Below are 21,920 nucleotides of genomic sequence, written 5' to 3'. Positions count from 1 at the left end.
CGGCGCATCCCCCGTGCGGCGCCGGACGCCCCGCGGCGTGCCCCGGCCCCGCCCGGCGGCCTCAGAGCAGGGCGCCGTTGTGGACGTACGGCGTGGGCGGGGCCATGCCGCGCACCGCCAGGTGGCCCTGCGTGTCGAGCGCGAGCCGCAGCCCGAGGGCCACGTCGACGGCCCAGGCGTTGAGGCTCGTGACGTGGCCGACCTGCACCGAGGAGCCCGCGCGGTCCTCCACCCGGGCCAGGCACTCGACCAGCAGGTCGCGGGCGGTGGCCTCGTCTCGAGCGGCGAGCAGGGCGGGGCCCGCGGGGCCGGCGTAGGCGTACCCGGAGCGGTCGCCGGCCACGACCAGCGGCGCCATCTCCGACAGGGAGACGTGGTCGGGCCCGTGCGGTCCGCCGCGCAGCACGCGGTCGAGGTCGTCCATCCAGGTGCGGTCCGCCGCGGTGCCCTCCCGCAGCCCGCTCACCGACGGCAGCAGGGACCGGTCGAGGCGCCCGTGGAGCAGCAGCTGGGGGTGCAGGCTGAAGCCCGCCGCCCAGTAGCGGCGCAGTGCCCCCTGGTCCTCCGAGGCCGACAGCATCGCGCGGTCGCACCCGGCTCCGTGCGTCTCGGCGCGGGCGAGCAGGGCCGCACCGACGCCGCGACCCTGCGAGCCCGGGCGCACCGCGAAGGTGACCAGCACCCACAGCCGCTCCCGCCTCACCGAGGTGGCGAACCCCACCAGCCCCGCGGCGTCCTCGGCCACCCAGCAGCCGCCCAGGTCGGTGTCGAGGAAGCGTGCGGTGCGGCTGACCCATCGTGCGTTCCCGCTCGGGCCCACGGCGGCCCGGCTCGGGCCGACCGGGCCTCCGGGTGGCGGTGTCGACGGCCTCGAAGGCCGCGCCGCTGAGCGCCTCGGCCGCCGCCACGTCACCGAGCTCCATCGGCCTCAGCACCCAGCCGTCCACGTCTGCGCCCATGACCGGGACCCTAGGTCCCCCGGGCCGCACGTCGCAGGGTGTGAGGATGGTCGCATGCGCATCCTCGTGGCTCCCGACAAGTTCGCCGGCACGCTCTCCGCGGTCGAGGCCGCCGAGGCGGTCGCGCTCGGCTGGCGCCGGCAGGCGCCCGACGACGAGGTCGACCTGGCGCCCATGTCCGACGGCGGGCCCGGCTTCGTCGACGTCCTCCACGCCGCCCGGGGCGGCGACCTGCTGGCGGTGACCGTCACCGGCCCGACCGGTGCGCCCACGCCGGCCACGGTGCTGGTGCTCGACGGCACGGCGTACGTCGAGACCGCGCAGGCCTGCGGACTGCACCTCACCGGCGCCTCCGGGGCCGAGAGCGCCACCACGCGCGGGGTGGGGGAGCTGCTCGAGGCCGCGCTGGGCACCGGCGTCTCCACCGTGGTCCTCGGCCTGGGCGGCAGCGGCACCAACGACGGGGGAGCCGGCCTCCTCGCCGCCCTGGGGGCCACCGCCGACGTCGCCCTCGACGCCGGGCCCGCGGGCCTGGCCGGCGTCACGCAGGTCGACCTGGACGCTGCCCGCGAGCGGGTCGGCGACGTGCGGCTGGTCGCCGCATCCGACGTCGACAACCCGCTGACCGGTCTCTTCGGGGCCACCAAGGTCTTCGGTCCGCAGAAGGGCGTCGGCGAGGACCGGCTGCCGGTCCTCGACGGCTGGCTCGAGGAGTGGGCGGGGGCCACCGACCGACGCACGTCGCTGGAGAAGGGCGCCGGGGCCGCCGGGGGCCTCGGTCACGCGCTGCTGCTGCTCGGGGCCACCCGGGAGCCCGGCATCGCCCTGGTCGTCGACGCCGTGGGGCTCGCCGAGCGGGCCCGCGCCGCCGACCTCGTGCTGACGGGCGAGGGCGCCTTCGACTTCTCCAGCCGCGCGGGCAAGGTGCCCTCCGGGGTGGCCGACGTCGCCCAGCAGGCGCTGCGGCCCTGCGTCGCGCTGGCCGGGCAGGTGCTGGTCGGCTCGCGCGAGATGCGGGCCCTCGGCGTGGAGTCGGCGTACTCCCTGGTCGACCTGGTGGGCGAGGAGCGCGCCTTCGCCGACCCCGCCGGGGCCTTGGCGGAGCTCGCTGAGCGGGTCGCCCGCACCTGGTCGCGCTGAGGCGCCGACCGGCGGGGGAATAGCCGCAGGTGTGCGACCATTGAGGAGAACGTAGACGTCGCTCCTCCCCGGGGCGACACCCTCGCACCCTCGACGATCGGGAGCCACAGACATGACCGAGCAGGTGGAGACCACCACGGAGCGCCGCACCGACAGCATCAACCTCAGTCCGGTGGCGGCTGCGAAGGTGAACAGCCTCCTCGAGCAGGAGGGCCGCGACGACCTCGCGCTGCGCATCTCCGTGCAGCCCGGTGGCTGCTCGGGCCTGCGCTACCAGCTGTTCTTCGACGAGCGCAGCCTCGACGGCGACGTCGTCACCGACTTCGACGGCGTGTCCGTCGTGGTCGACCGCATGAGCGTGCCCTACCTCAACGGCGCGATGATCGACTTCGTCGACAGCATCGAGAAGCAGGGCTTCACCATCGACAACCCCAACGCGACGGGTTCGTGCGCCTGCGGCGACTCCTTCCACTGAGCCGCACCGCGGCAGCAGACGCGCCGGACGGCCCCTGAGGGCCGCCACCGGCTGCGGGACGATGAACGCCCCCGACCTCTGGTCGGGGGCGTTCGTCGTCGGATCAGCCGTGGTCAGCGCCGGGCCCGGGGCCCGTGGTCGTGGTCTCCGTCGTGGGGCTCGTCGAGGCGGGCAGCCCTCGGCGAGACGGCGTCCGACAGGTCACCGCACCGCCGACCGCCTCGACCCGAGGGATGGTCCCGGGCGTGCGACGTCAGCCCGTGGCCCCGGGCCTCGGGCCCCAGTCGCAGGGCCGGTGGTGCTGCTCGGTCCCACGAAGTGGCGGCAGACGGCAGGTCGACGGACCGCCGGTGTGTCGTTCGCCGCCACTCCGACGGGCCGCCGTCGCCGCACCCGCGCCGGCCGCTGCCGGCGGGGGCGGCCGCGACCCGCAGGCGGCCCACCGCCGGAGGTCCGACGGCACCGTCGGCGAGCGGACCCGGTCCGACGACGGGGCCGGGCGACCCGTCCGCAGGTCAGTCGAGGTGTAGGTGCAGCGCGTTGGCCAGCCGCTGGGCGGCCTCGGAGATCGCGATCTCACGCTTGGGGAGATCGGTGGGGTAGCGGTCGTAGGTGAGGCCCGGGGCGGGGGTGCCGACCCGGTCGAGGGCGTCGGCCAGGCCCAGGTTGCGGCCGACCTCGATGCAGTCGCGGCGCATGTCGACGGGGCTGGCGAGGTCGGCGTGGGCGAGCCGGTCGGCGCGGGCGTCAGCAGTCATGCGAACGACGCTAGGGGCTACCAACGGGTACTCCCAGGAGTACCCGCGGGTAGTGTTCGCCGACGTGCCTCCCACCTCTGCCGACGCCCCCGTCGACGCTCCCGCCGCGCTCCTCATCGCCGGCTCGATCGCCACCGACCACCTGATGGGCTTCGGCGGCCGGTTCGCCGACTCGCTGGTCGTGGACCAGCTCGACAAGCTCTCGGTGTCCTTCCTGGTCGACGACCTCGAGATCCGTCGCGGGGGAGTGGCCGCCAACATGAGCTTCGGCCTGGGCCGCCTCGGCCTGCGCCCGGTGCTGGTCGGAGCGGCCGGCGAGGACTTCGCGGGCTACCGCTCCTGGCTGGAACGCCACGGCGTCGACTGCGACCACGTGCGCATCTCCGAGAGCAAGCACACCGCCCGCTTCGTGTGCACCACCGACACGACCGGCGCCCAGTTCGCGTCGTTCTACCCCGGCGCGATGAGCGAGGCCCGCCTGCTGGAGCTCGCCCCGATCGTGGCGAAGGTCGGCGCCCCGGCCTACGTCCTCATCGGCGCCGACGACCCCGACGGCATGCTGCGCCACACCGAGGAGTGCCGTCAGCGCGGCTACCCCTTCATCGCCGACCCCAGCCAGCAGCTGGCCTTCGCCGAGGGTGGCGTGATCCGCGACCTCATCGACGGCGCGACCATCCTGTTCTCCAACGAGTACGAGTCGGCGATGATCGAGCAGAAGACCGGCTGGTCGGGCGCCGAGGTGCTCGACCGCGTCGGCACCCAGGTCACCACGCTGGGCGCCGAGGGCGTGCGGATCCTGCGGGCGGGCGAGGAGCCGATCGAGCTCCACGCGGCCCGTGGCGTGACCGCCGTCGAGCCCACGGGGGTCGGCGACGCCTTCCGTGCGGGCTACCTCGCCGCCGCGGCCTGGGGGCTCGGCCTCGAGCGCTCCGCGCAGGTCGGCTGCGTGCTCGCGGCCTACGTCGTCGAGACCGTCGGCACGCAGGAGTACTCCTTCACCTCCGAGCAGTTCCTGGGCCGCCTCGGGGACTCCTACGGCGCGGAGGCGGCCGCCGACGTCGCTCCGCACCTGGCCCGCCTGGCCTGAGGTGCCGGCGGGCCCGCCCGCCGTCGGCCGGGCTCAGGCCCGGCGCACCCGCAGCCGCACCGCGCCGTCGCCGAGGTCGTCGGCGCCGACGTAGTGGTGCCCGCGCATGCGGCACCACGCCGGCACGTCGACGCGGGCCGCGGCGTCGGTGGCGACCACCGCGACCACCTCGCCGGGCGCCACGTCGCCGACGTGGCGGGCCAGCTCGATCACCGGCGCGGGGCAGACCATGCCGCGGCAGTCGAGCTCGAGGGCGACCGCGGTCGGGTCCTCGCCCGGCACCTGGCCCGGCCCCTGGCCGGGCGCCTCGTCCGGGTCGGGGCCCCGCGTCACAGGCCGACCTCGGCCCGCAGGTCGGCGACGACCTCGGGCAGCGCGGCCACGAAGCGCTCGACCTCGTCCTCGGTGGTCGCGGCGGTCAGCGACACCCGGACGTTGCCGTGGGTGAGGGCGCCCATCGCGGCCAGCACGTGGCTCGGCTCGAGGGTCGAGGCCGTGCAGGCCGAGCCGCTGGCCACCCCGAAGCCCCGTCGGTCGAGCGCGGTGACCAGCGCCTCGCCGTCGAGGTAGAGGCAGGAGAACGTCACCAGGTGGGCCAGCCGGTCCTCGGGGTCGCCGACGACCTCGGTGTCGGGCACGGCCGCCGCGGCCGCCCGGATGCGGTCGACGAGCCGGCGCTGCCGCGCATCGACCTCGACCCTCTCGGCGACCACGGCGCGCAGTGCGGCGGCAGCGGCCAGCGCCGCCGGCACGTTCTCGAAGCCGGAGGTGCGCTCGTCGACGCGGTCGTCGGCGGGGAAGGGGCTCACCCAGCCAGTGCCGTGGCGCACCAGCAGCACTCCCACGCCCGCGGGACCGCCCCACAGGTGGGCCGAGGCGGCGGCGACGGCCCAGCCGGGCGGCAGGTCCTCGCGACCGGCCGAGGCCCGGGCGTCGACGAAGACGGGCACGTCGCTGCCGCCCGCGCGCAGGGCCGCGACGAGACCGGCCACGGGCTGGCGGGTGCCGACCTCGTGGTTGGCCGACTGCAGCGCCACCAGCGCGGTCCCGGGCGCCGAGGCCGCCGCGGCGAGCGCGGCCGGGTCGGCACGGCCGAGCCGGTCGACCTCGAGGGTCTCGGCGCTCGCCCCGGCCCACTTCAGGGCGTGCAGGACGGAGGAGTGCTCGACCCTGGGCAGCACGACCCGGTCGCCGCTGCGGGCGCGGGCCCGCAGCAGGCCCAGCAGCCCGCGGTGCACCGCGTCGGTGCCCGAGGCGGTGAAGCTGACCTCGTCGGCACGGACCCCGAGGCACTCGGCCACCACGGCGCGGGCGTTGTCGAGCAGCAGCCGGGCGTCGCGGGCGGGCCCGTGCAGGCGGCGCGGGTCGGCGTAGCCCCGCTCGAGCGCGGCGAGCACGACCTCGCGCGCGGCAGGATGGAGGGGCTCGCCGGACGCGGCGTCGAGGTAGGTCGCGGCCGGTCGCGGCGCGGAGTCGGTCACGGTGGCAACCGTAGGCCACCCTGCTCCCCCCGTGAGGGGGCGGTGAAGTACTCTGAGAACTACCCAAGATGGCTTGAGAGGAAGGCTCTTTCGTGAGTCTGTGGCTTCCCCAGCGCTCAGCTGTGAGTCGAGGCGGTGCACGCCGCCTCGGCCTGTCTGCCGCGCTCGGCCTCGGCGTGCTGCTGATGTCCGGTTGTTCCTCGGAGGCGCGGCGTCTGGCGATGCCCGAGCCCGTCACCGAGCAGGGTGAGCACACCCTCGACCTGTGGCAGGGCGCGTGGATCGCGGCCCTCGTCACCGGCGTCGTGGTGTGGGGGCTCATCTTCTGGGTCGTGGTGCGCTACCGCCGGCGCAGCGACGACGAGATCCCCGTGCAGACGCGCTACAACCTGCCGCTGGAGATCTTCTACACCGTCGCGCCGATCATGATGGTGATCGTGTTCTTCGCCCAGACCGTGCGTGTGCAGAACATCGTCCTCGACGAGGACACCCCGCCCGACCAGACCATCGGCGTCGTGGGCTTCCAGTGGTCGTGGGCGTTCAACTACGCCCTCGACGACGAGAACGGCGACGGCGTCTCCGAGACCGACCGCTACGTGTGGGAGGCCGGCACCGCCGGCTACATCCCGACTCTCTACGTGCCGGAGGGCTCCACCACGCGCTTCGAGCTCAGCTCGCCCGACGTCATCCACGACTTCGGTGTGCCGGGCTTCCTGATCAAGATGGACGTCATCCCCGGTCGCGACAACTCCTTCCAGGTGACGCCCAAGCGCCTCGGCGAGTTCGCCGGCAAGTGCTACGAGCTCTGCGGCACCTACCACTCGCGGATGCTCTTCAACGTCCAGGTGGTCCCGCAGGAGAAGTACGACGCCTACCTGCAGACCCTGGTCGACGCCGGTCGTGAGACCGACGCACCCATCACCGGCGGCGAGTTCGTCCGGACGCAGGCCGGAGCCCCCACCGACGAGACCGAGGGAGCAGCAGAGTGACCGCCACCGCAGCACAGCCGACCACGTCGGCGCCGCAGGGCCAGCCGCGCAAGCAGCTGGGCCAGCAGCTGGTCACGATCATGACCACGACCGATCACAAGCTGATCGGCAAGCTGTACCTCATCACCTCGTTCGCGTGGTTCCTGATCGGTGGCGTCATGGCGCTGCTGATCCGCTCCGAGCTGGCCTACCCCGGCCAGCAGGTCGTCAACGACGAGCTCTACAACCAGCTCTTCACCATGCACGGCACGATCATGCTGCTGCTCTTCGCGACCCCGCTGTTCTTCGGGTTCGCCAACGTGATCATGCCGCTGCAGATCGGTGCGCCCGACGTGGCGTTCCCGCGCCTGAACATGTTCAGCTACTGGCTGTTCCTCTTCGGCAGCCTCATCACCGCGTCGGGGTTCCTGACGCCCTCGGGCGCCGCCTCCTTCGGCTGGTTCGCCTACACCCCGCTCTCCGACGCGGTCCGCTCGCCCGGCGTGGGTGGCGACCTGTGGATCATGGGTCTGTGGATGGCCGGTCTCGGCACGATCCTCGGAGCGGTCAACTTCATCACCACGATCATCTGCATGCGCGCTCCGGGCATGACCATGTTCCGGATGCCGCTGTTCGTCTGGAACACCCTGATCACCAGCCTGCTGGTGCTCATCGCCTTCCCGGTGCTCGCCGGCGCGCTGCTCTCCCTCGAGGCCGACCGGCAGCTGGGTGCCCACGTCTTCGACACCGCCCACGGCGGCGCGATCCTGTGGCAGCACCTGTTCTGGTTCTTCGGCCACCCCGAGGTCTACATCATCGCGCTGCCGTTCTTCGGCATCGTGACCGAGATCCTGCCGGTCTTCAGCCGCAAGCCGCTCTTCGGCTACGTCGGCTTGGTCGGCGCCACCCTCGGCATCGCGATCCTCTCGGTGGCGGTGTGGGCGCACCACATGTTCGTGACCGGCGCGGTCGACCTGCCGTTCTTCTCCGGCATGACCTTCCTCATCGCCGTGCCGACCGGGGTGAAGTTCTTCAACTGGATCGGCACGATGTGGGGCGGCTCGCTGTCCTTCGACACCCCGATGCTGTGGTCGATCGGCTTCCTGACGACCTTCCTCTTCGGTGGTCTCACCGGCATCATCCTGGCCAGCCCGCCGCTGGACTTCCACGTCTCCGACTCCTACTTCGTGGTCGCGCACTTCCACTACGTCGTCTTCGGCACCGTCGTGTTCGCGATGTTCGCCGGCTTCTACTACTGGTGGCCCAAGATGACCGGCCGCATGCTCGACGAGCGGCTCGGCAAGCTCCACTTCTGGATCCTCTTCGTGGGCTTCCACCTCACCTTCCTCGTGCAGCACTGGCTCGGTGTCGAGGGCATGCCCCGTCGCTACGCCGACTACCTCCCCGAGGACGGCTTCACCACGCTGAACCAGATCTCGACCGTGGGCGCCTTCCTGCTCAGCGCCTCGATGATCCCCTTCTTCTACAACGTCTACGTCTCCCGCAACGCCCCGCTCGTCGAGACCGACGACCCGTGGGGCTGGGGCCGCTCGCTGGAGTGGGCCACCTCCTGCCCGCCGCCGCGCCACAACTTCGTGACGCTGCCGCGGATCCGCTCGGAGTCGCCCGCCTTCGACCTGCACCACCCGGAGATCGCGGCGATGGAGATGGAGCAGAACGCCGCCGCCGCCGACAGCGGCTCGTTCGCCGACGCACCCGACATGGAGGGCCGTGCCGACCTGCTGCGTGAGCGGCGCGGTCAGACCGGCACCGACGACCACGGCACCGACGGAGGTACCCAGCGATGAAGGCCGAGGCCTGGATCTTCGCGATCTGCACGATCTTCCTGGTGCTGGTCACCCCGGCCTACTGGTTCATCACCGAGGCCGGCAGCACCGGTGGCGACTGGACGGGCACCTCGGCGCTCACCATGACCACCCTGCTGACCCTCATGGTCACCATCTACCTCGGCTTCCACGCCAAGAAGATGGACGACCGGCCCGAGGACCGCAAGGACGGCGAGATCGCCGACGGCGCCGGCGAGCTGGGCTTCTTCCCGCCGTACTCGTGGTGGCCGCTGTGGGCCGCGCTGACCCTGGGCGTGATGGTGTTCGCAATCGCCATGGGCGCGTGGTGGCTCTTCATCATCGGCACCGTGCTCGGCGCCGTGGCCACCTGCGGCCTGATCTTCGAGTTCTACCGCGGGGAGCACGCCCACTGAGGCAGACCCCGTCGTGAGGTCCCGCACGGACCGCACCGCGCAGTGACCGACTCCGCACGCCGTCCGGCGTGCGGAGTCGGTCTTTTTACTCTGCGCGGTTACCCTGGAGGAGCGGCCCTGCCGGGCCCACGCCACCACCTGTCCCGGGGGAACCGGGACGTCGTCCTCCTGGAGTCGCCCGCATGTCGCTCAGCCTGCCCCGTCGCGCCCGCCGGTCGAGCGCGGCCGTCATGACCTCCCTGGCCCTGGCGGCCTGCGTGGGCCTGACCGCCTGCGACGCGGGACAGACCGACGCGGGCGCCGGCAGCGACACCGCGCCGGGACGGTCGGGCACCGACGAGACCTCGCAGGCGGCCCCCGCCTCGGTCTCGGCCAACGTGCGCAAGGCCGCCCAGGACGTGCCGGTCGACACCCTCGTCGCCGTGACCGTCGCCCACGCCGAGCTCGACTCGGTCAAGGTGACCTCCCCGGCCGGGCCGGTCGCCGGCGCCATGGCCGACGACGCCGCGTCCTGGAAGGCCTCCGAGCGGCTGGAGCCCGGCACCCCCTACACCGTCACCACGCTCGCCCACGACGGGGCGGGGGAGCCGGTCCGCGACGTCACGCGCTTCACGACGGCCGACCTCACCCTCGACCAGCAGACGTTCCCCTCGGTCGCACCGCTCGACGGCGAGACCGTCGGCGTCGGCATGCCCGTCGTGGTGACCTTCGATCTGCCCGTGACCGACCGCGCAGCGATCGAGCGGGCGATGTCGGTGACGGCGACCCCGGCGCAGCCGGGCACGTGGCACTGGCTCAGCGACTCCGAGGTGCACTACCGGCCGAAGACCTACTGGAAGGCCGGCACGCAGGTCAGCGTCGACGTCGACATCAACGGCGTCGACGCCGGCGGCGGCATCTACGGCCAGGAGGACCGCGACATCGACTTCACGGTCGGTGACGCCCACGTCTACAAGGTCGACGCCCGGACCCACCAGATGCAGGTCTTCAGCAACGGCGACCTGCTGCGCACCATCCCGATCACCACGGGCAAGGCCGGGTTCACCACCCGGTCGGGCACGAAGGTGATCATGGAGAAGTTCGAGAGCCGCCGCATGAACTCCGAGACCGTCGGCATCGCCGCGGGCAGCGCGGAGGCCTACGACATCGCCGACGTCCAGTACGCCATGCGGCTGACCTACTCGGGGGAGTTCATCCACGCCGCCCCGTGGTCGGTGTCGTCCCAGGGCTCGGCCAACGTCAGCCACGGCTGCACGGGCATGAGCACCGAGAACGCCGCCTGGCTCTACGCCATGACGCTGCGCGGCGACGTCGTCGAGTACACCGGCACCGACCGCCCGATGACGCTCGACAACGGCTACGGCGACTGGAACGCCTCCTACGCCGACTACCGGGCCGCCTCCGCCCTCTGAGGCCGCTCTGCGGCGCCCCGGGCGCCGTCTCCGGTGTCCCGTGTCCCGTGGTGCTGCGCGGACGGACTCCACGCCACACCCACCCTCTGAGGCCGGTGCCGCCCCTCGGTGCGCTGTCAGTGACGCCCGGGGGCTCACCCCGCGCACGAGGGAGGGCCTGGCACGCGTACACACGGTGGGCGCGGTGGGGGAGGGGAGCGGGTACGACGAAGGCCCCGGACCGATCGGTCCGGGGCCTTCCTCGTGGTGGTGCGGGTGGATCAGTGGTCGCCGCGGAGGGTCTCGCCCTCGACGGCGTGGTGACCGTCGAACTGGTGACCGTCGGCGGAGCGACCCTCCATCGCACCCTGGAGCTGGTGCTCGTGCTCCGCGTGGTGGTGGGCCTCCTCGAGCTCGGCCGCCGTCGGCTTCTGCACGTTGTCGGCGTACCACAGCGTGGAGAGGCGTCCGCGCAGCTTGGCCAGGCGACCGCCGGGGGCCGGCACGCCGTTGGCGTCGGTCTGCGCCTCGGGGTCGTAGACCTCCTCGCGGGAGCGAGCGGTGAGGGTGTAGGCCGCGCTCTCCGAGATGGGCAGGTGACGCTCGCTGTAGCCGCCCTCGGGGGAGCGCATGATGATGCCGGTCTCGTAGCCGTGCAGGAGCTTCTGCTCGTCGTGACGCTGCAGCGAGATGCACCAGCGACGCGTGATGAAGAAGGCCAGCAGCGGGCCGACGAAGACGGCCACCCGCATGAAGTAGCTGATCTGGTTGATGCTCAGGTTCAGCTTGATCGCGATGATGTCGTTGCCGCCCGCGGCCCACATGAGGCCGTAGAAGGTCATCAGCGCCACCATGATCGCGGTGCGCGTCGGGGCGTTGCGCGGGCGCTCCAGCAGGTGGTGGTCGCGCTTGTCGCCGGTGATCCACGACTCGATGAAGGGCAGCATCAGCAGGATCGTGAACATCAGGCCCGGCAGCACGATGATCGGCAGGAACACGTTCCACGCGATCGTGTAGCCGAAGATGTGCGACTCGATGCCCGGCATGATGCGCAGCGCGCCGTCGGGCCAGCCCATGTACCAGTCGGGCTGGGAGCCCGCAGTCACCTTCGTCGGGTCGTAGGGGCCGTACTTCCACACCGGGTTGATGGTCAGCAGGCCGCCCATCATGGCGCAGACGCCGAACACGATGAAGAAGAAGCCGCCGGCCTTCGCGGCGTAGACCGGGAGCATCGGGAAGCCGACGACGTTCTCCTCGGTGCGTCCGGGACCGGGCCACTGGGTGTGCTTGTGGTAGACGAGCAGCAGCATGTGGGCCGCGATCAGGGCCAGCAGCAGGCCGGGGATGAGCAGCACGTGGATGGTGTAGAGCCGCGGGATGATCGACTCACCCGGGAACTCGCCGCCGAAGAGGAAGAACGACAGGTAGGTGCCGACCACCGGGATGGACTTCATGAAGCCGTCCGCGGCCCGGATGCCGGTGCCGGAGAGCAGGTCGTCGGGCAGCGAGTAGCCGGTGAAGCCCTCCAGCGTGCCCAGGAGCAGCAGCAGCGAGCCGATGACCCAGTTGAGCTCGCGGGGCTTGCGGAACGCACCCGTGAAGTAGACGCGCAGCAGGTGGATCATCATCGACGCGATGAAGAGCATCGCGGCCCAGTGGTGCATCTGGCGCATCAGCAGGCCGCCGCGCACGTCGAAGGAGATGTGCAGCGTGGAGGCCAGGGCCTCCGACATCGCGATCCCGCGCAGCTGGTTGTAGGAGCCCTCGTAGTGGACCTCGCCCATGCTCGGGACGTACCAGAGCGTCAGGAAGACACCACTGAGGAGGAGGACCACGAAGCTCCACAGGGCGATCTCGCCCAGCATGAAGGACCAGTGGTCGGGGAAGACCTTGCGCAGGTTCTTCTTCGCGAGCGTGCCGAGGCCGAGGCGCTCGTCCGCCCAGTTCGCGACGGCGCCGGCCCGGTTGGGCTTGGCCGTCGCCGCGGCGCCGGAGGTGGTCGTCGCGACCTTGCTGGTGTCGATGCTCATAGGTCAGCCTCGCCTTGATCGCCGATGTCTTCGTGGGATCGCTCCCAGTAGCTGGGCCCGACGGGCTCAGTGAAGTCGCTCTGCGCCACCAGGTAGCCCTCGTCGTCGACCATGATCGGCAGCTGCGGCAGGTGCCGGGCGGCCGGGCCGAAGATGACGCGGCCGGAGTCGGCCAGGTCGAAGGTGGACTGGTGGCAGGGGCACAGCAGGTGGTGCGTGGTGCGCTCGTTCAGCGAGATCGGGCACCCGACGTGGGTGCAGATCTTGGAGTAGCAGGTGATGCCGTCGACGGTCCAGTTGTCCCGGCCCTCGCCGGGGATGATCTCGTCGGGGTCCATGCGGAGCAGGATGACCGCGGCCTTCGACTTCGCGACGTTGAGCTCGACGCCCTCGATCTCGGGGTAGCCGTTCTCCTCGGTCGGGAAGATGGCCTCGGGCTCGGCGTTGACGAGGTCACCGATCTCCAGGTCGGAGGCACGGATCGGGGTGCCGACGACGTCGCGCACGATGCGCATGCCGGGCGCCCAGATGGTGCGCTCGAGGCCACCGCTCTCGGGGTCGGCGGCGGCCGCCTGGCTCGGGGTGGGGCCGAGGTCGCGCAGCAGCACGATGGCCGGCGCGCCCAGGAGGCCGACGGCACCGAGCAGCGAGTTGCGCACCAGGGGGCGTCGGGCGATGCCCGACTCCTCGAGGCCGTCGTTGAGGGCCTTGAGGGTGACCTCGCGGTCCTCGTCGGAGGAGCGGGCGGGGTGGCGCATCTCGACCATCTCGTGGTCGGCCATGAGCTTGCGGGCCCACTGGATGATGCCGATCCCGATCAGCAGGAGCGCGCCGCCCAGCGTGGTGCCGAGCACCACGGTCGAGGCGCCGTAGTTGAGCACCGTGTCGTGGTTGTCACCGATGCCGAGGGCGATGTAGCCGACGACGAAGAGCACGGTGCACACGGCCGACAGGCCGAACAGCACCGCGACCTGGCGCTCGGCGCGCTTCTCGGCCTTGGGGTCGACGTCGGTGGGGCGCCAGGTGTGCTCCGGCAGCCCGGGGTTGGCCAGCGGCTCCTCGGGCGGGAGCGCGGGGAGGTGGTGGCCGTCGGAGCTCTGCTCGAGTCCGGCGCCGCCTCCCTGGGAGTCGTGCGTCGTGGTCACGCGCTCACCTTCTTCTTGCTCGAGCGGGTCGTGTGGGCTGCGATCCAGATGGCGAAGCCGACCAGGGCGCCGATGCCGACGACCCAGGCGAAGAGGCCCTCGGCCACAGGGCCGAGGCCGCCGAGGCCGAAGCCGCCGTACTGCGGGGACTCCTCGAGCGAGCCGAGGTAGGCGATGACGTCGCGCTTCTCGTCAGGGGTGATGTTGCCGTTGGAGAAGCTGTCCATCGCCTGCGGGCCGGTCAGCATGGCCTCGTAGATGTACTTCGGCTCGACGCCCCGCAGGGTGGGGGCGTAGCCGCCGCGGGGCATGGCCCCGCCGGCGCCCTCGAAGTTGTGGCAGGCGGTGCAGTTGGTGAGGAAGATCTGGCCACCGCGGACGATGGCGGCCTCCTGCTCCTCGGCGGTGAGGCCCTCGAGGCTGTAGTCGCTCTCGTCGGGGATGCCCGGACCGGGCGCGAGCGAGGCGACGTAGGCCGCCAGCTGGGCGGTCTCCTCGTCGCTGTAGGACTCCGGCTTGCGGGGGGCCTGCTGGCCGGGCTGGGCCATCGGCATCCGGCCGGTGCCGACCTGGAAGTCGACCGCCGCGGCGCCGACGCCCACGAGGCTCGGGCCGATCTGGTCGCCGTTGACGGTGTACTGGCCCTCGCCGTTCTGCCCGTGGCAGAAGGCGCAGCCGATGAGGAACAGCTCGCGGCCGGCCTCGACGTCGGCGGCCTGCGTGTCGGTGCTCTCCGCCTGGGCCGGCGCGAAGGCGGCGTACATGCTGCCGGTGAGCAGCAGACCCACGACCAGCATCATCAGGCCCGCGAGGCGGCCACGACGGTGCCGGGAGAGTCGTCCGGCGGAGCGGTTCAGGAAGCGCACAGTAGATCCTCTGTCGTCTGTTGAGAAAACTCTACATCTGTTGTGTAGGAATCGGTCACTTCACCAGGTAGATCGTGGCGAACAGACCGATCCAGACCACGTCGACGAAGTGCCAGTAGTAGGAGACGACGATCGCGCTGACCGCCTGCTCGTGGGTGAACCGCCTGGCCAGGTAGGTGCGACCGAGGACGAGGAGGAACGCGATCAGGCCGCCGGTCACGTGGATCCCGTGGAAGCCGGTGGTGAGGTAGAACATCGAGCCGTACGCCGAGTCCTGGATGGTGATGCCCTCCTGGACCAGGTTGGCGTACTCCACCGCCTGCCCGCCGACGAAGATCGCGCCCATCACGTAGGTGAGGAAGAACCACTCGCGCAGACCCCACTTGCGGAACTGGAGCAGGGAGCCGGCACGGCCCACCTGGCCCCGCTCCGCGGCGAAGACGCCGAGCTGGCAGGTCAGCGAGGAGAGGACCAGGATCGTGGTGTTCACCGAGGCGAACGGCACGTCGAGGACCGCCGTGTTCTCGGCCCACAGTTCCGGGCTCACCGCGCGGATCGTGAAGTACGACGCGAACAGGGCCGCGAAGAACATCAGCTCGCTCGAAAGCCAGATGATTGTCCCGACGCTGACCATGCTCGGTCGGTCATGGTGCCCGTGCAGACGGGATGCAGGGATAGTTGCTGCTGTCGCCACCTGAGCATTATGTCCTGAGCCCGGGCTGAGGCCACCCCGACCCCCTCATGAGAGTCGTCCTATCGTGGAGCGCGTGGATCCTGCCGCGCTGTCGTCGCTCCTGCCCGCCTCCAGCGGAGGTCTTCCGGCGGTGTCCGCGGGCACGGCCTGGACCTCCGACCTGACCCTGCCGCCCTTCGACCTCGGCGCCTTCTTCAGCCAGTGGTCGCTGGCCCCGGTGCCCACGATCGGCACCGTATGGGTCGTCGGGCTCTACCTGCTCGGCGTGCGCGCGATGCACCGCCGGGGGGACCACTGGCCGGTCGGCCGGACCGTCTCCTTCGTGGTGCTCGGCATGGGCACCTTCTACGTCGCGACGGCCTCGGGGCTGGCGGCCTACGACACCACGCTGCTGAGCGTTCACATGGTGCAGCACATGGCGCTGTCGATGCTCGTGCCGCTGGCGCTCGCCCTGGGGGCGCCGGTCACGCTCGCGCTGCGCACGCTCCCCGCGACCCCCCGCCGCTGGCTCCTGGCCGTGCTCCACTCGCGGGTCGGGCGGGTGCTGTCCTTCCCCCCGCTCACCTTCACCCTCTACATCGTCTCGCCGTGGGCGCTCTACTTCTCCGGGTGGTACCGCGCCTCGCTGGAGTCGGTGTGGGTCCACGAGATGATGCACGTGCACCTGGTGATGGTCGGCGCCCTCTTCTTCTGGCCCCTCATGGGCATCGACCCGGTGCCGGGACGGGTGGGCTACCCCTTCCGGGTGCTGCTCACGGTGCTGACGCTGCCCTTCCACGCCTTCCTGGGGGTCACGATCATGGGCCAGGAGACCCTGCTCGGCGGCGACTGGTACCCCCGGCTCTCCGAGGGACCGATGGGCGCCTGGCTCCCCGACCCGATGGACGACCAGCACCTCGCGGGCGGGATCCTGTGGGGCACCGGCGACCTCATCGCCCTGGTCTTCTTCGGCGTGCTCTTCACCCAGTGGGTGCGCTCGTCGATGAAGGAGGCCACGCGCGAGGACCGTCGCCTCGACCTGATGGAGGCGCGCGAGGCCCGCTCGGCGGCCGTCGCCGGCGCGGGGAGCGCCGCGACCCCGCCGCCCGGCCGCGATCCCGAGAGGTAGCATCGCGCCCGTGACCAGCCCGAAGACCGCCCTGAAGGTGCTCGTCTACAGCGACGACGTGCACACGCGCCAGCAGGTGATCCTGGCCCTCGGCCGGCGCCCCCACCCCGACCTCCCCGAGCTGGAGTACGTCGAGGTCGCCACCGAGCCGGTCGTCGTGCAGCACATGGACTCCGGGCTGATCGACCTCGCGGTGCTCGACGGCGAGGCCGTGCCCGCCGGCGGCATGGGCATCGCCAAGCAGCTCAAGGACGAGATCTACCACTGCCCGCCCGTGATCGTGCTCACCGGCCGCCCGCAGGACGCGTGGCTGGCCACCTGGTCACGGGCCGAGGCGGCCGTGCCCCACCCCATCGACCCCCTCCAGCTCGCCGAGACCGTCGTCACGCTGCTGCGCGACCGCGCGCCCGCGGCGACCTGAGCGCCGTGGTCACCTGGCCCGACGTCCTCGGCGACCTCGTCGCGCGCCGCGACCTGAGCGCGGAGCAGACCGCCTGGGCGATGGCGGAGATCCTCGAGGGCAACGCCACACCGGTGCAGATCGCGGGCTTCGCCGTGGCGCTGCGCGCCAAGGGCGAGACGATCGAGGAGATGCTCGGCCTCGTCGAGGCGATGAGCGCGCGCGCCACCCCCATCTCGGTCGAGGGTCGCCTGCTCGACATCGTCGGCACCGGCGGCGACCGCTCGATGTCGGTCAACATCTCCACGATGTCGGCGATCGTCGCCGCGGGGGCCGGCGCCCGCGTGGTCAAGCACGGCAACCGCTCGGCCTCCTCCAAGTCCGGCTCCGCCGACGTGCTGGAGGCGCTCGGGGTGCGCCTCGACCTCTCCGCGGCTCGGGTGGCGGAGCTGGCCGGCAGCGTCGGCATCACCTTCTGCTTCTCGGCCGCCTTCCACCCGGCCATGCGTCACGCCGCCGTGGCCCGTCGCGAGCTGGGCGTCGGCACCACCTTCAACTTCCTCGGCCCCCTCACCAACCCCACGCGCCCCGCGGCCCAGGCCGTCGGGTGCGCCGACGCCGCCGTCGCGCCGGTCATGGCCGGTGTGTTCGCCGCCCGCGGGGTCGACGCCTGGGTGTTCCGCGGAGACGACGGCCTCGACGAGCTCACCACCACCACCACGTCCTCGCTGTGGGTCGTGCACGCCGGGGAGGTCACCCGCACCTCGGTCGACCCGCGGGCCCACGGCCTCGCGGCGGCGACGACCGCCGACCTCGCCGGGGGCGATCCCGCCTACAACGCCGAGGTGGTGCGGCGGCTGCTCGCCGGTGAGCGCGGGCCGGTGCGCGACGCCGTGCTGCTCAACGCCGGCGCCGCCCTCGCGGTGCACGCAGCGCCGGGGGAGCCCGTCGACGAGGCCCTGGCCGCCGGCATCGCGCGTGCCGCCGAGGCCGTCGACACCGGGGCCGCCCAGGACCTGCTCGCCCGCTGGGTGGCCGCCTCCGCCTGAGGGGTCCGCCGGCGGCTCAGTCGAGGCCGAGGGAGAACGCCGACTCCAGGTCGTGGCGGGAGTAGGCGCGGAAGGCGATGTGGGTCTCCGTGGACTGCACGCCCGGGACCTTGTTGAGCCGGTCGGCCACCACGGCGGCGACCTCGTCGTGGTGGCGCACCCGGATGAGCGCGATCAGGTCGATCTGACCGGTGACCGAGTAGACCTCCGAGACGCCCTCGAGGGCGGCGATGCCCTCGGCGACCTCGGGGATCCGGGCCACGTCGGCCTTGACGAAGACGATCGCAGTCAGCATGCGGGCCAGCCTAGACCCGGCGGGCCGCGAGCCCGCGCGACCGGACCCGGGCCGGGGTGGGGGCGCCGGGGTCGGGGCGCCGGGGTGGGCGGGGCCGGGGGCCGGTGATGGGCTCAGCGCGCTGGGCGGGGCCGTGGGCCGGGGGTGGGCTCAGCGCGCCGGGCGGTGCACGGGTGCGAGGTCGCGGCGGTCCTCGAAGGGCACGAGGGTGCGGCGCGACTCGGCGACCGCGTCGTGGACGGCCAGGTGGCGGGTGGCCCCGGCCACCGGACAGACCCACTCGCCCTCGACGTCGACCAGGCGCACGCCGGGGGACTCCAGCCACCGCAGGATCTTCTCGCTCTCCTCGGCGGCGGCCGCGGGCACCGGCCCCGGCGCGGGGGCCACGGTCTCGGCGCTCGCCCGCAGCTCCGCGACGTACTGGTGGGCGTCGGCGCCGGTGGGGATCACCCCGGCGGCGGCCAGGCGCCCGCGGCGCACGACGTGCACCGCCCAGCGGCCGTCGTCCTCGCGGCGGCAGGCCACCAGCTCGGGGCAGCCGCTGAGCGCGGAGAGGCGCTGGGTGCGTGACGCGGCGCGCACGAAGGCGGCCAGGCGGTCGCGGTGCACCCCTGCCTCCTCGAACCGGTCGTCGGAGGCCAGCGCCTCCATGCGGCGGTTGATCGACTCCACGACCTCGTCGGGGCGGCGCAGCAGGGTGTCGCTGAGCCGGCGCACCATCGCGGCGTAGGTCTGCTCGTCGACGCTGCCGTCGCAGGGGGAGAGGCAGCGCCCCATCTCGGCCAGCACGCAGGCGCTGCGGGAGGGGCGCCGTGGCAGGCGGCCCGAGCACTGGCGCACCGGGAAGGTGTCGTGCAGCGCGGCCAGGGCCTTGTCGGCGGCGCGGCGCGAGCCGAAGGGGCCGAGGTAGTCGGCGTCGTCGTCGAGCACCCGGGTCACCAGCGACAGCCGCGGCCAGGTCTCGCGGGTGAGCTTGACGAAGTGCACCTTGCGCGAGTTGCGCGAGCGGCGGTTGTAGCGCGGCTCGTGCTCGGCGATGAGCCGCAGCTCGCGCACCTGGGCCTCCAGCGGCGTCGCGCACTCGATGCCGGTGACCGTGGCGGCCAGCCCGACCATCTCGCCCATGCGGGAGCGGGTCTCGGAGGCCGTGAAGTAGGACCGGACGCGGGTGCGCAGGTCCTGCGAGGTGCCGACGTAGAGCACCCGCGAGCGGTCGTCGCGGAAGAGGTAGACCCCCGGGGCGTGGGGGAGGCCCTCGGCGAGGTGGCGCTTCTTGCGCTGGGCGGTGCTCACCCGGGCGGAGAAGGTCTGCAGCTCCTCCAGGGTGTGCACGCCGAGGCCCCCCAGCCGCTCCATGAGGCCGTGCAGCACGTCGACGGTGGCGCGGGCGTCGGACAGGGCGCGGTGGTTGGGGGTCGTGGTGGCGCCGAAGAGGGCCGCCAGCGAGGAGAGCTTGCAGTTGGGAGCGTCGTCGCGCGTGATGACGCGGCGGGCCAGCCGCGCGGTGTCGAGCACCTCGAAGCGCGGCCACGGCCGCTGCTGCTGCTCGGCGAAGTGCTTGAGGAAGCCGACATCGAAGGGGGCGTTGTGGGCGACGAGCACGCAGCCCGCGGCGAACTCCAGGAAGGCCGGGAGCGCCGACTCGATCGGCGGTGCGCCCGCGACCATGCCGTTGGTGATGCCGGTGAGCACGGCGATGAACGGCGGGATCTCGCCGCGGGGGTCGACCAGGGTCTGGAACTCGCCGAGGACCTCGCCGCCACGGACCTTGACCGCGCCGATCTCGGTGATCATCGAGCCCCCCGCGGCCGAGCCCCCGGTGGTCTCGAGGTCGACCACGCAGAAGGTCAGGTCGCGCAGGGGGCGCCCGAGCTCGTCGAAGCTGCGCTGGGCCTCCCAGGGCGAGGGCGCCTCTCGCGTGCTGCTGCTCATGGTGGGCGACGCTAGAGCGGCGCACCGACAGTCCGGTGGCGACGCGCGGCATAGGCTGGCGGTCCGCAGGGGCGCGGTCCGGGTCGTGCCCCGGGTCGTGCTCCGGGGGCCGTGGGCCCACCGCGCGGTGCCCGCCCCGAGCCGCCCGCCCCGCCCCGCCCGCCCGTCCCGACCCGCCCGACTCGCCCGTCCCGACCCGCCCGACTTCCCCGCGAGGTGCCCCTCCATGTCCGACCCGGCCGCCCCCTCCGACCTCGGGGACCTCCCCGAGCCGGTGCGCGCCCGGGTGGTGGCGCTGAGCGCCGAGGTGCTGCCCGACGTGGCCGCGCTGCCGCCGTCGCTGCGACGGGTCGCGGCCTTCACGCCGTCCCGGCGCGCGCGCCTCGGTGCGACCGCCCTCACCGCAGCGCTGGGCGACCAGCGCCTGCGCGAGCGGGTGGCGGTGCAGGTCGCCGCGCGCCGGTCGTCGGCCCTCGCCGACCTGGCGGGCCTCGACGACCCGGTCGAGGCGGCCGCGCTGGCCTGGCTGGTGCGCCCCGAGGGCTGGCAGGAGCCGGTCGCCGCCGCGGTCGACCTGACCGCGGCCCGGGCCGCACAGCAGGAGGCCGAGCAGGAGTCGCGGTGGCGCCGCCGCGCGGAGGCGGCCGAGCAGGCCCTGCGCGAGCAACGCGCCCTGCACCGCCAGCAGGTCGAGGACTACAAGGCCGAGGTGGCGGGCCTGCGGCGCCGGCTGGCCGAGGCGCGCCGCGGCGACCAGGCGGTCGACGACGCGGTCCTCGACGGGCTCCGAGGCGAGCTCGACGAGCAGACCCGGGCCCGCCGGGCCGCCGAGGACGCACTGGCGGCCGAGCGGAGCGGCGTACGACGGCTGCAGGCGCAGGTCGAGCGGCTCGAGACGACCGGCCGCACCGAGCGCCGCGCGGCCCGCAGCGAGCGCGACGAGGTCAGCCTGCGCGCCCGTCTGCTGCTCGACTCGGTCATCGACGCCGCCGCGGGGCTGCGCCGCGAGCTGGCCCTGCCGCCGGTGAGCGGCAGCCCGGCCGACCGGGTCGAGGCCGAGGTGGCGGCGGAGCGCGGACCCCGCGCCCCCGGAGGCGTCGCCGACACCGTGAGCCCGGCGGTGCTCGAGCAGCTGCTCGCCCTGCCCCACGGACGGCTGCTCGTCGACGGCTACAACGTCAGCAAGGGCGTGTGGGGCGGCTCGTCGCTCGAGGCCCAGCGGATCCGGCTGCTGGCCGCCCTGGCGCCGCTGGTCGCGCGCACGGGGGCCGAGACCACGGTGGTCTTCGACGCCGCCGACTCCGAGCACCGGCCCCCCGTCAGCCCGCCCCGCGGGGTCAAGGTGCTCTTCAGCCCGCCCGGGGTGATCGCCGACGACGTGCTGCGCGACCTCGTGGCGGCCGAGCCCGCCGGCCGCACGGTGCTCGTGGTCACCGACGACCGCAGCCTGCGCGCCGACGTCACCCGCTCCGGAGCGCGCGTCGTCGGCGTCCACGCCCTCGCGGGACTGCTGGGCCGGGTCTGACGCCGGGGCCGACGCCGGGGCCGTTCCACCGCCCACCGACCCGCCGGCCCACGGACCCGGCCCCGCGACACGCGCTCCCGCCCGGTGCGGCGCAGGACTGTCGGTGGCGCCTGCGAGCGTCTCGCCCATGACGACGAGAATCGACTGCGACAGCTGCGTGGTCCGGGGCCTGGCCTGCCACGACTGCGTGGTCACCGTGCTGCTCGGGCCGCCGCCCGAGCTGACCTTCGACGACGACGAGGCGGCCGCGCTGGAGGCGCTCGCCGCCGGCGGCCTGGTGCCGCCGCTGCGGCTGGTGCGGGCGGTCGACACCCCGGGCGCCGAGTCCGCGTGAGGCGGACCCCCGGCGCCGTGTGTGACTCCTGTGGTCACTGGGACCCGAGGGGCTGACGGGGG

22 protein-coding genes are annotated in these 21,920 nt (G+C 73.0%); 12 read left to right on the top strand and 10 right to left on the bottom strand.

Translation table 11 applies throughout. The features are described 5' to 3' along the window. Positions 1–61 precede the first annotated feature (61 nt). Positions 62–820, bottom strand: a complete 759-nt coding sequence (locus tag IR170_RS13565; protein WP_193664883.1) for a GNAT family N-acetyltransferase — start codon at positions 818–820, stop codon at positions 62–64. Between the two features lie 193 nt (positions 821–1,013). Between IR170_RS13565 and IR170_RS13560 the strand changes: the two genes are divergently transcribed. Both IR170_RS13560 and erpA read left to right on the top strand, forming a co-directional pair. After that, the gene (locus tag IR170_RS13560) at positions 1,014–2,099 is read left to right on the top strand and encodes a glycerate kinase family protein (RefSeq protein WP_193664881.1); all 1,086 of its coding nucleotides are present in this window, start codon (positions 1,014–1,016) and stop codon (positions 2,097–2,099) included. A 112-nt stretch (positions 2,100–2,211) separates the two neighbouring features. Then, the gene (gene erpA, locus IR170_RS13555) at positions 2,212–2,574 is read left to right on the top strand and encodes an iron-sulfur cluster insertion protein ErpA (RefSeq protein ID WP_056862443.1); all 363 of its coding nucleotides are present in this window, start codon (positions 2,212–2,214) and stop codon (positions 2,572–2,574) included. 515 nt (positions 2,575–3,089) lie between these two features. Here the strand turns inward: erpA and IR170_RS13550 are convergent. Continuing rightward, entirely contained in the window at positions 3,090–3,332 is a 243-nt protein-coding gene (locus tag IR170_RS13550) for a hypothetical protein (protein WP_193664879.1), read from the bottom strand. Positions 3,333–3,477: 145 nt separating this feature from the next. On the opposite strand from IR170_RS13550, the gene IR170_RS13545 reads away from it, so the two are divergent. After that, the gene (locus tag IR170_RS13545; protein ID WP_193665213.1) at positions 3,478–4,419 is read left to right on the top strand and encodes a carbohydrate kinase family protein; all 942 of its coding nucleotides are present in this window, start codon (positions 3,478–3,480) and stop codon (positions 4,417–4,419) included. 33 nt (positions 4,420–4,452) lie between these two features. Here IR170_RS13545 and IR170_RS20395 read toward each other — a convergent pair whose 3' ends face one another. Together IR170_RS20395 and IR170_RS13535 are read right to left on the bottom strand one after the other, a co-directional pair. Further along, positions 4,453–4,752 (bottom strand): sulfurtransferase TusA family protein, encoded by a 300-nt coding sequence (locus IR170_RS20395; protein ID WP_319805076.1) that lies wholly within the window; start codon positions 4,750–4,752, stop codon positions 4,453–4,455. Further along, positions 4,749–5,900: a cysteine desulfurase family protein gene (locus IR170_RS13535; RefSeq protein ID WP_193664877.1), complete on the bottom strand. Its 1,152-nt coding sequence runs from the start codon at positions 5,898–5,900 to the stop codon at positions 4,749–4,751. Before IR170_RS13535 ends, IR170_RS20395 begins: the two co-directional genes overlap by 4 nt. A gap of 92 nt (positions 5,901–5,992) precedes the next feature. On the opposite strand from IR170_RS13535, the gene ctaC reads away from it, so the two are divergent. The 4 genes from ctaC to IR170_RS13515 all read left to right on the top strand — a co-directional run bounded on the left by ctaC (position 5,993) and on the right by IR170_RS13515 (position 10,501). Further along, positions 5,993–6,889, top strand: a complete 897-nt coding sequence (gene ctaC / locus IR170_RS13530) for an aa3-type cytochrome oxidase subunit II (RefSeq protein WP_056904559.1) — start codon at positions 5,993–5,995, stop codon at positions 6,887–6,889. A 56-nt stretch (positions 6,890–6,945) separates the two neighbouring features. Next, positions 6,946–8,676, top strand: a complete 1,731-nt coding sequence (gene ctaD, locus IR170_RS13525) for an aa3-type cytochrome oxidase subunit I (protein ID WP_374108185.1) — start codon at positions 6,946–6,948, stop codon at positions 8,674–8,676. Further along, on the top strand, positions 8,673–9,089 hold the full coding sequence (locus tag IR170_RS13520) for a cytochrome c oxidase subunit 4 (protein ID WP_056862448.1): 417 nt from the start codon (positions 8,673–8,675) through the stop codon (positions 9,087–9,089). Before ctaD ends, IR170_RS13520 begins: the two co-directional genes overlap by 4 nt. Positions 9,090–9,271: 182 nt before the next feature. After that, positions 9,272–10,501 carry a L,D-transpeptidase gene (locus IR170_RS13515; RefSeq protein WP_193664874.1) on the top strand — a complete coding sequence of 410 codons (1,230 nt, stop codon included), beginning with the start codon at positions 9,272–9,274 and terminating at the stop codon, positions 10,499–10,501. A 260-nt stretch (positions 10,502–10,761) separates the two neighbouring features. Here the strand turns inward: IR170_RS13515 and qcrB are convergent, their stop codons facing one another. From qcrB to ctaE, 4 genes are read right to left on the bottom strand one after another with little or no spacing between them, the layout of a single operon-like run. Continuing rightward, positions 10,762–12,510: a cytochrome bc1 complex cytochrome b subunit gene (gene qcrB / locus IR170_RS13510; protein WP_193664872.1), complete on the bottom strand. Its 1,749-nt coding sequence runs from the start codon at positions 12,508–12,510 to the stop codon at positions 10,762–10,764. After that, positions 12,507–13,655 carry a cytochrome bc1 complex Rieske iron-sulfur subunit gene (qcrA, locus tag IR170_RS13505; protein WP_056862451.1) on the bottom strand — a complete coding sequence of 383 codons (1,149 nt, stop codon included), beginning with the start codon at positions 13,653–13,655 and terminating at the stop codon, positions 12,507–12,509. The genes qcrB and qcrA overlap by 4 nt, the downstream gene beginning before the upstream one ends. Continuing rightward, the gene (qcrC, locus tag IR170_RS13500; RefSeq protein WP_156697695.1) at positions 13,652–14,521 is read right to left on the bottom strand and encodes a cytochrome bc1 complex diheme cytochrome c subunit; all 870 of its coding nucleotides are present in this window, start codon (positions 14,519–14,521) and stop codon (positions 13,652–13,654) included. The genes qcrA and qcrC overlap by 4 nt, the downstream gene beginning before the upstream one ends. A 55-nt stretch (positions 14,522–14,576) precedes the next feature. Continuing rightward, positions 14,577–15,215 (bottom strand): aa3-type cytochrome oxidase subunit III, encoded by a 639-nt coding sequence (gene ctaE / locus IR170_RS13495; RefSeq protein WP_193664870.1) that lies wholly within the window; start codon positions 15,213–15,215, stop codon positions 14,577–14,579. A 73-nt stretch (positions 15,216–15,288) separates the two neighbouring features. Between ctaE and IR170_RS13490 the strand changes: the two genes are divergently transcribed. From IR170_RS13490 to trpD, 3 genes are read left to right on the top strand one after another with little or no spacing between them, the layout of a single operon-like run. Beyond that, on the top strand, positions 15,289–16,323 hold the full coding sequence (locus IR170_RS13490) for a cytochrome c oxidase assembly protein (protein WP_319805075.1): 1,035 nt from the start codon (positions 15,289–15,291) through the stop codon (positions 16,321–16,323). A gap of 10 nt (positions 16,324–16,333) precedes the next feature. Beyond that, positions 16,334–16,744 carry an Rv3143 family two-component system response regulator gene (locus tag IR170_RS13485; protein WP_056862454.1) on the top strand — a complete coding sequence of 137 codons (411 nt, stop codon included), beginning with the start codon at positions 16,334–16,336 and terminating at the stop codon, positions 16,742–16,744. A gap of 5 nt (positions 16,745–16,749) precedes the next feature. Beyond that, positions 16,750–17,772, top strand: coding sequence for an anthranilate phosphoribosyltransferase (gene trpD / locus IR170_RS13480; RefSeq protein WP_056904557.1), 1,023 nt, complete (start codon positions 16,750–16,752; stop codon positions 17,770–17,772). Between the two features lie 16 nt (positions 17,773–17,788). Here trpD and IR170_RS13475 read toward each other — a convergent pair whose 3' ends face one another. Both IR170_RS13475 and IR170_RS13470 read right to left on the bottom strand, forming a co-directional pair. Then, positions 17,789–18,067, bottom strand: a complete 279-nt coding sequence (locus IR170_RS13475; protein WP_056862456.1) for an Lrp/AsnC family transcriptional regulator — start codon at positions 18,065–18,067, stop codon at positions 17,789–17,791. A 150-nt stretch (positions 18,068–18,217) separates the two neighbouring features. Beyond that, a complete protein-coding gene (locus IR170_RS13470; protein WP_193664868.1) occupies positions 18,218–19,999 on the bottom strand; it encodes a DEDD exonuclease domain-containing protein in 1,782 nt (593 codons plus the stop codon). A 226-nt stretch (positions 20,000–20,225) separates the two neighbouring features. Here IR170_RS13470 and IR170_RS13465 point away from each other — a divergent pair, with 226 nt between their 5' ends. Next, on the top strand, positions 20,226–21,524 hold the full coding sequence (locus IR170_RS13465) for an NYN domain-containing protein (protein WP_193664866.1): 1,299 nt from the start codon (positions 20,226–20,228) through the stop codon (positions 21,522–21,524). Between the two features lie 127 nt (positions 21,525–21,651). Further along, positions 21,652–21,858 (top strand): hypothetical protein, encoded by a 207-nt coding sequence (locus tag IR170_RS13460; RefSeq protein WP_193664864.1) that lies wholly within the window; start codon positions 21,652–21,654, stop codon positions 21,856–21,858. The last annotated feature ends 62 nt before the right edge of the window (positions 21,859–21,920 follow it).

Source organism: Nocardioides kribbensis (genome assembly GCF_015070375.1).
Lineage (GTDB): Bacteria > Actinomycetota > Actinomycetes > Propionibacteriales > Nocardioidaceae > Nocardioides > Nocardioides kribbensis.
This window is presented reverse-complemented; position numbering and strand designations above follow the sequence as displayed.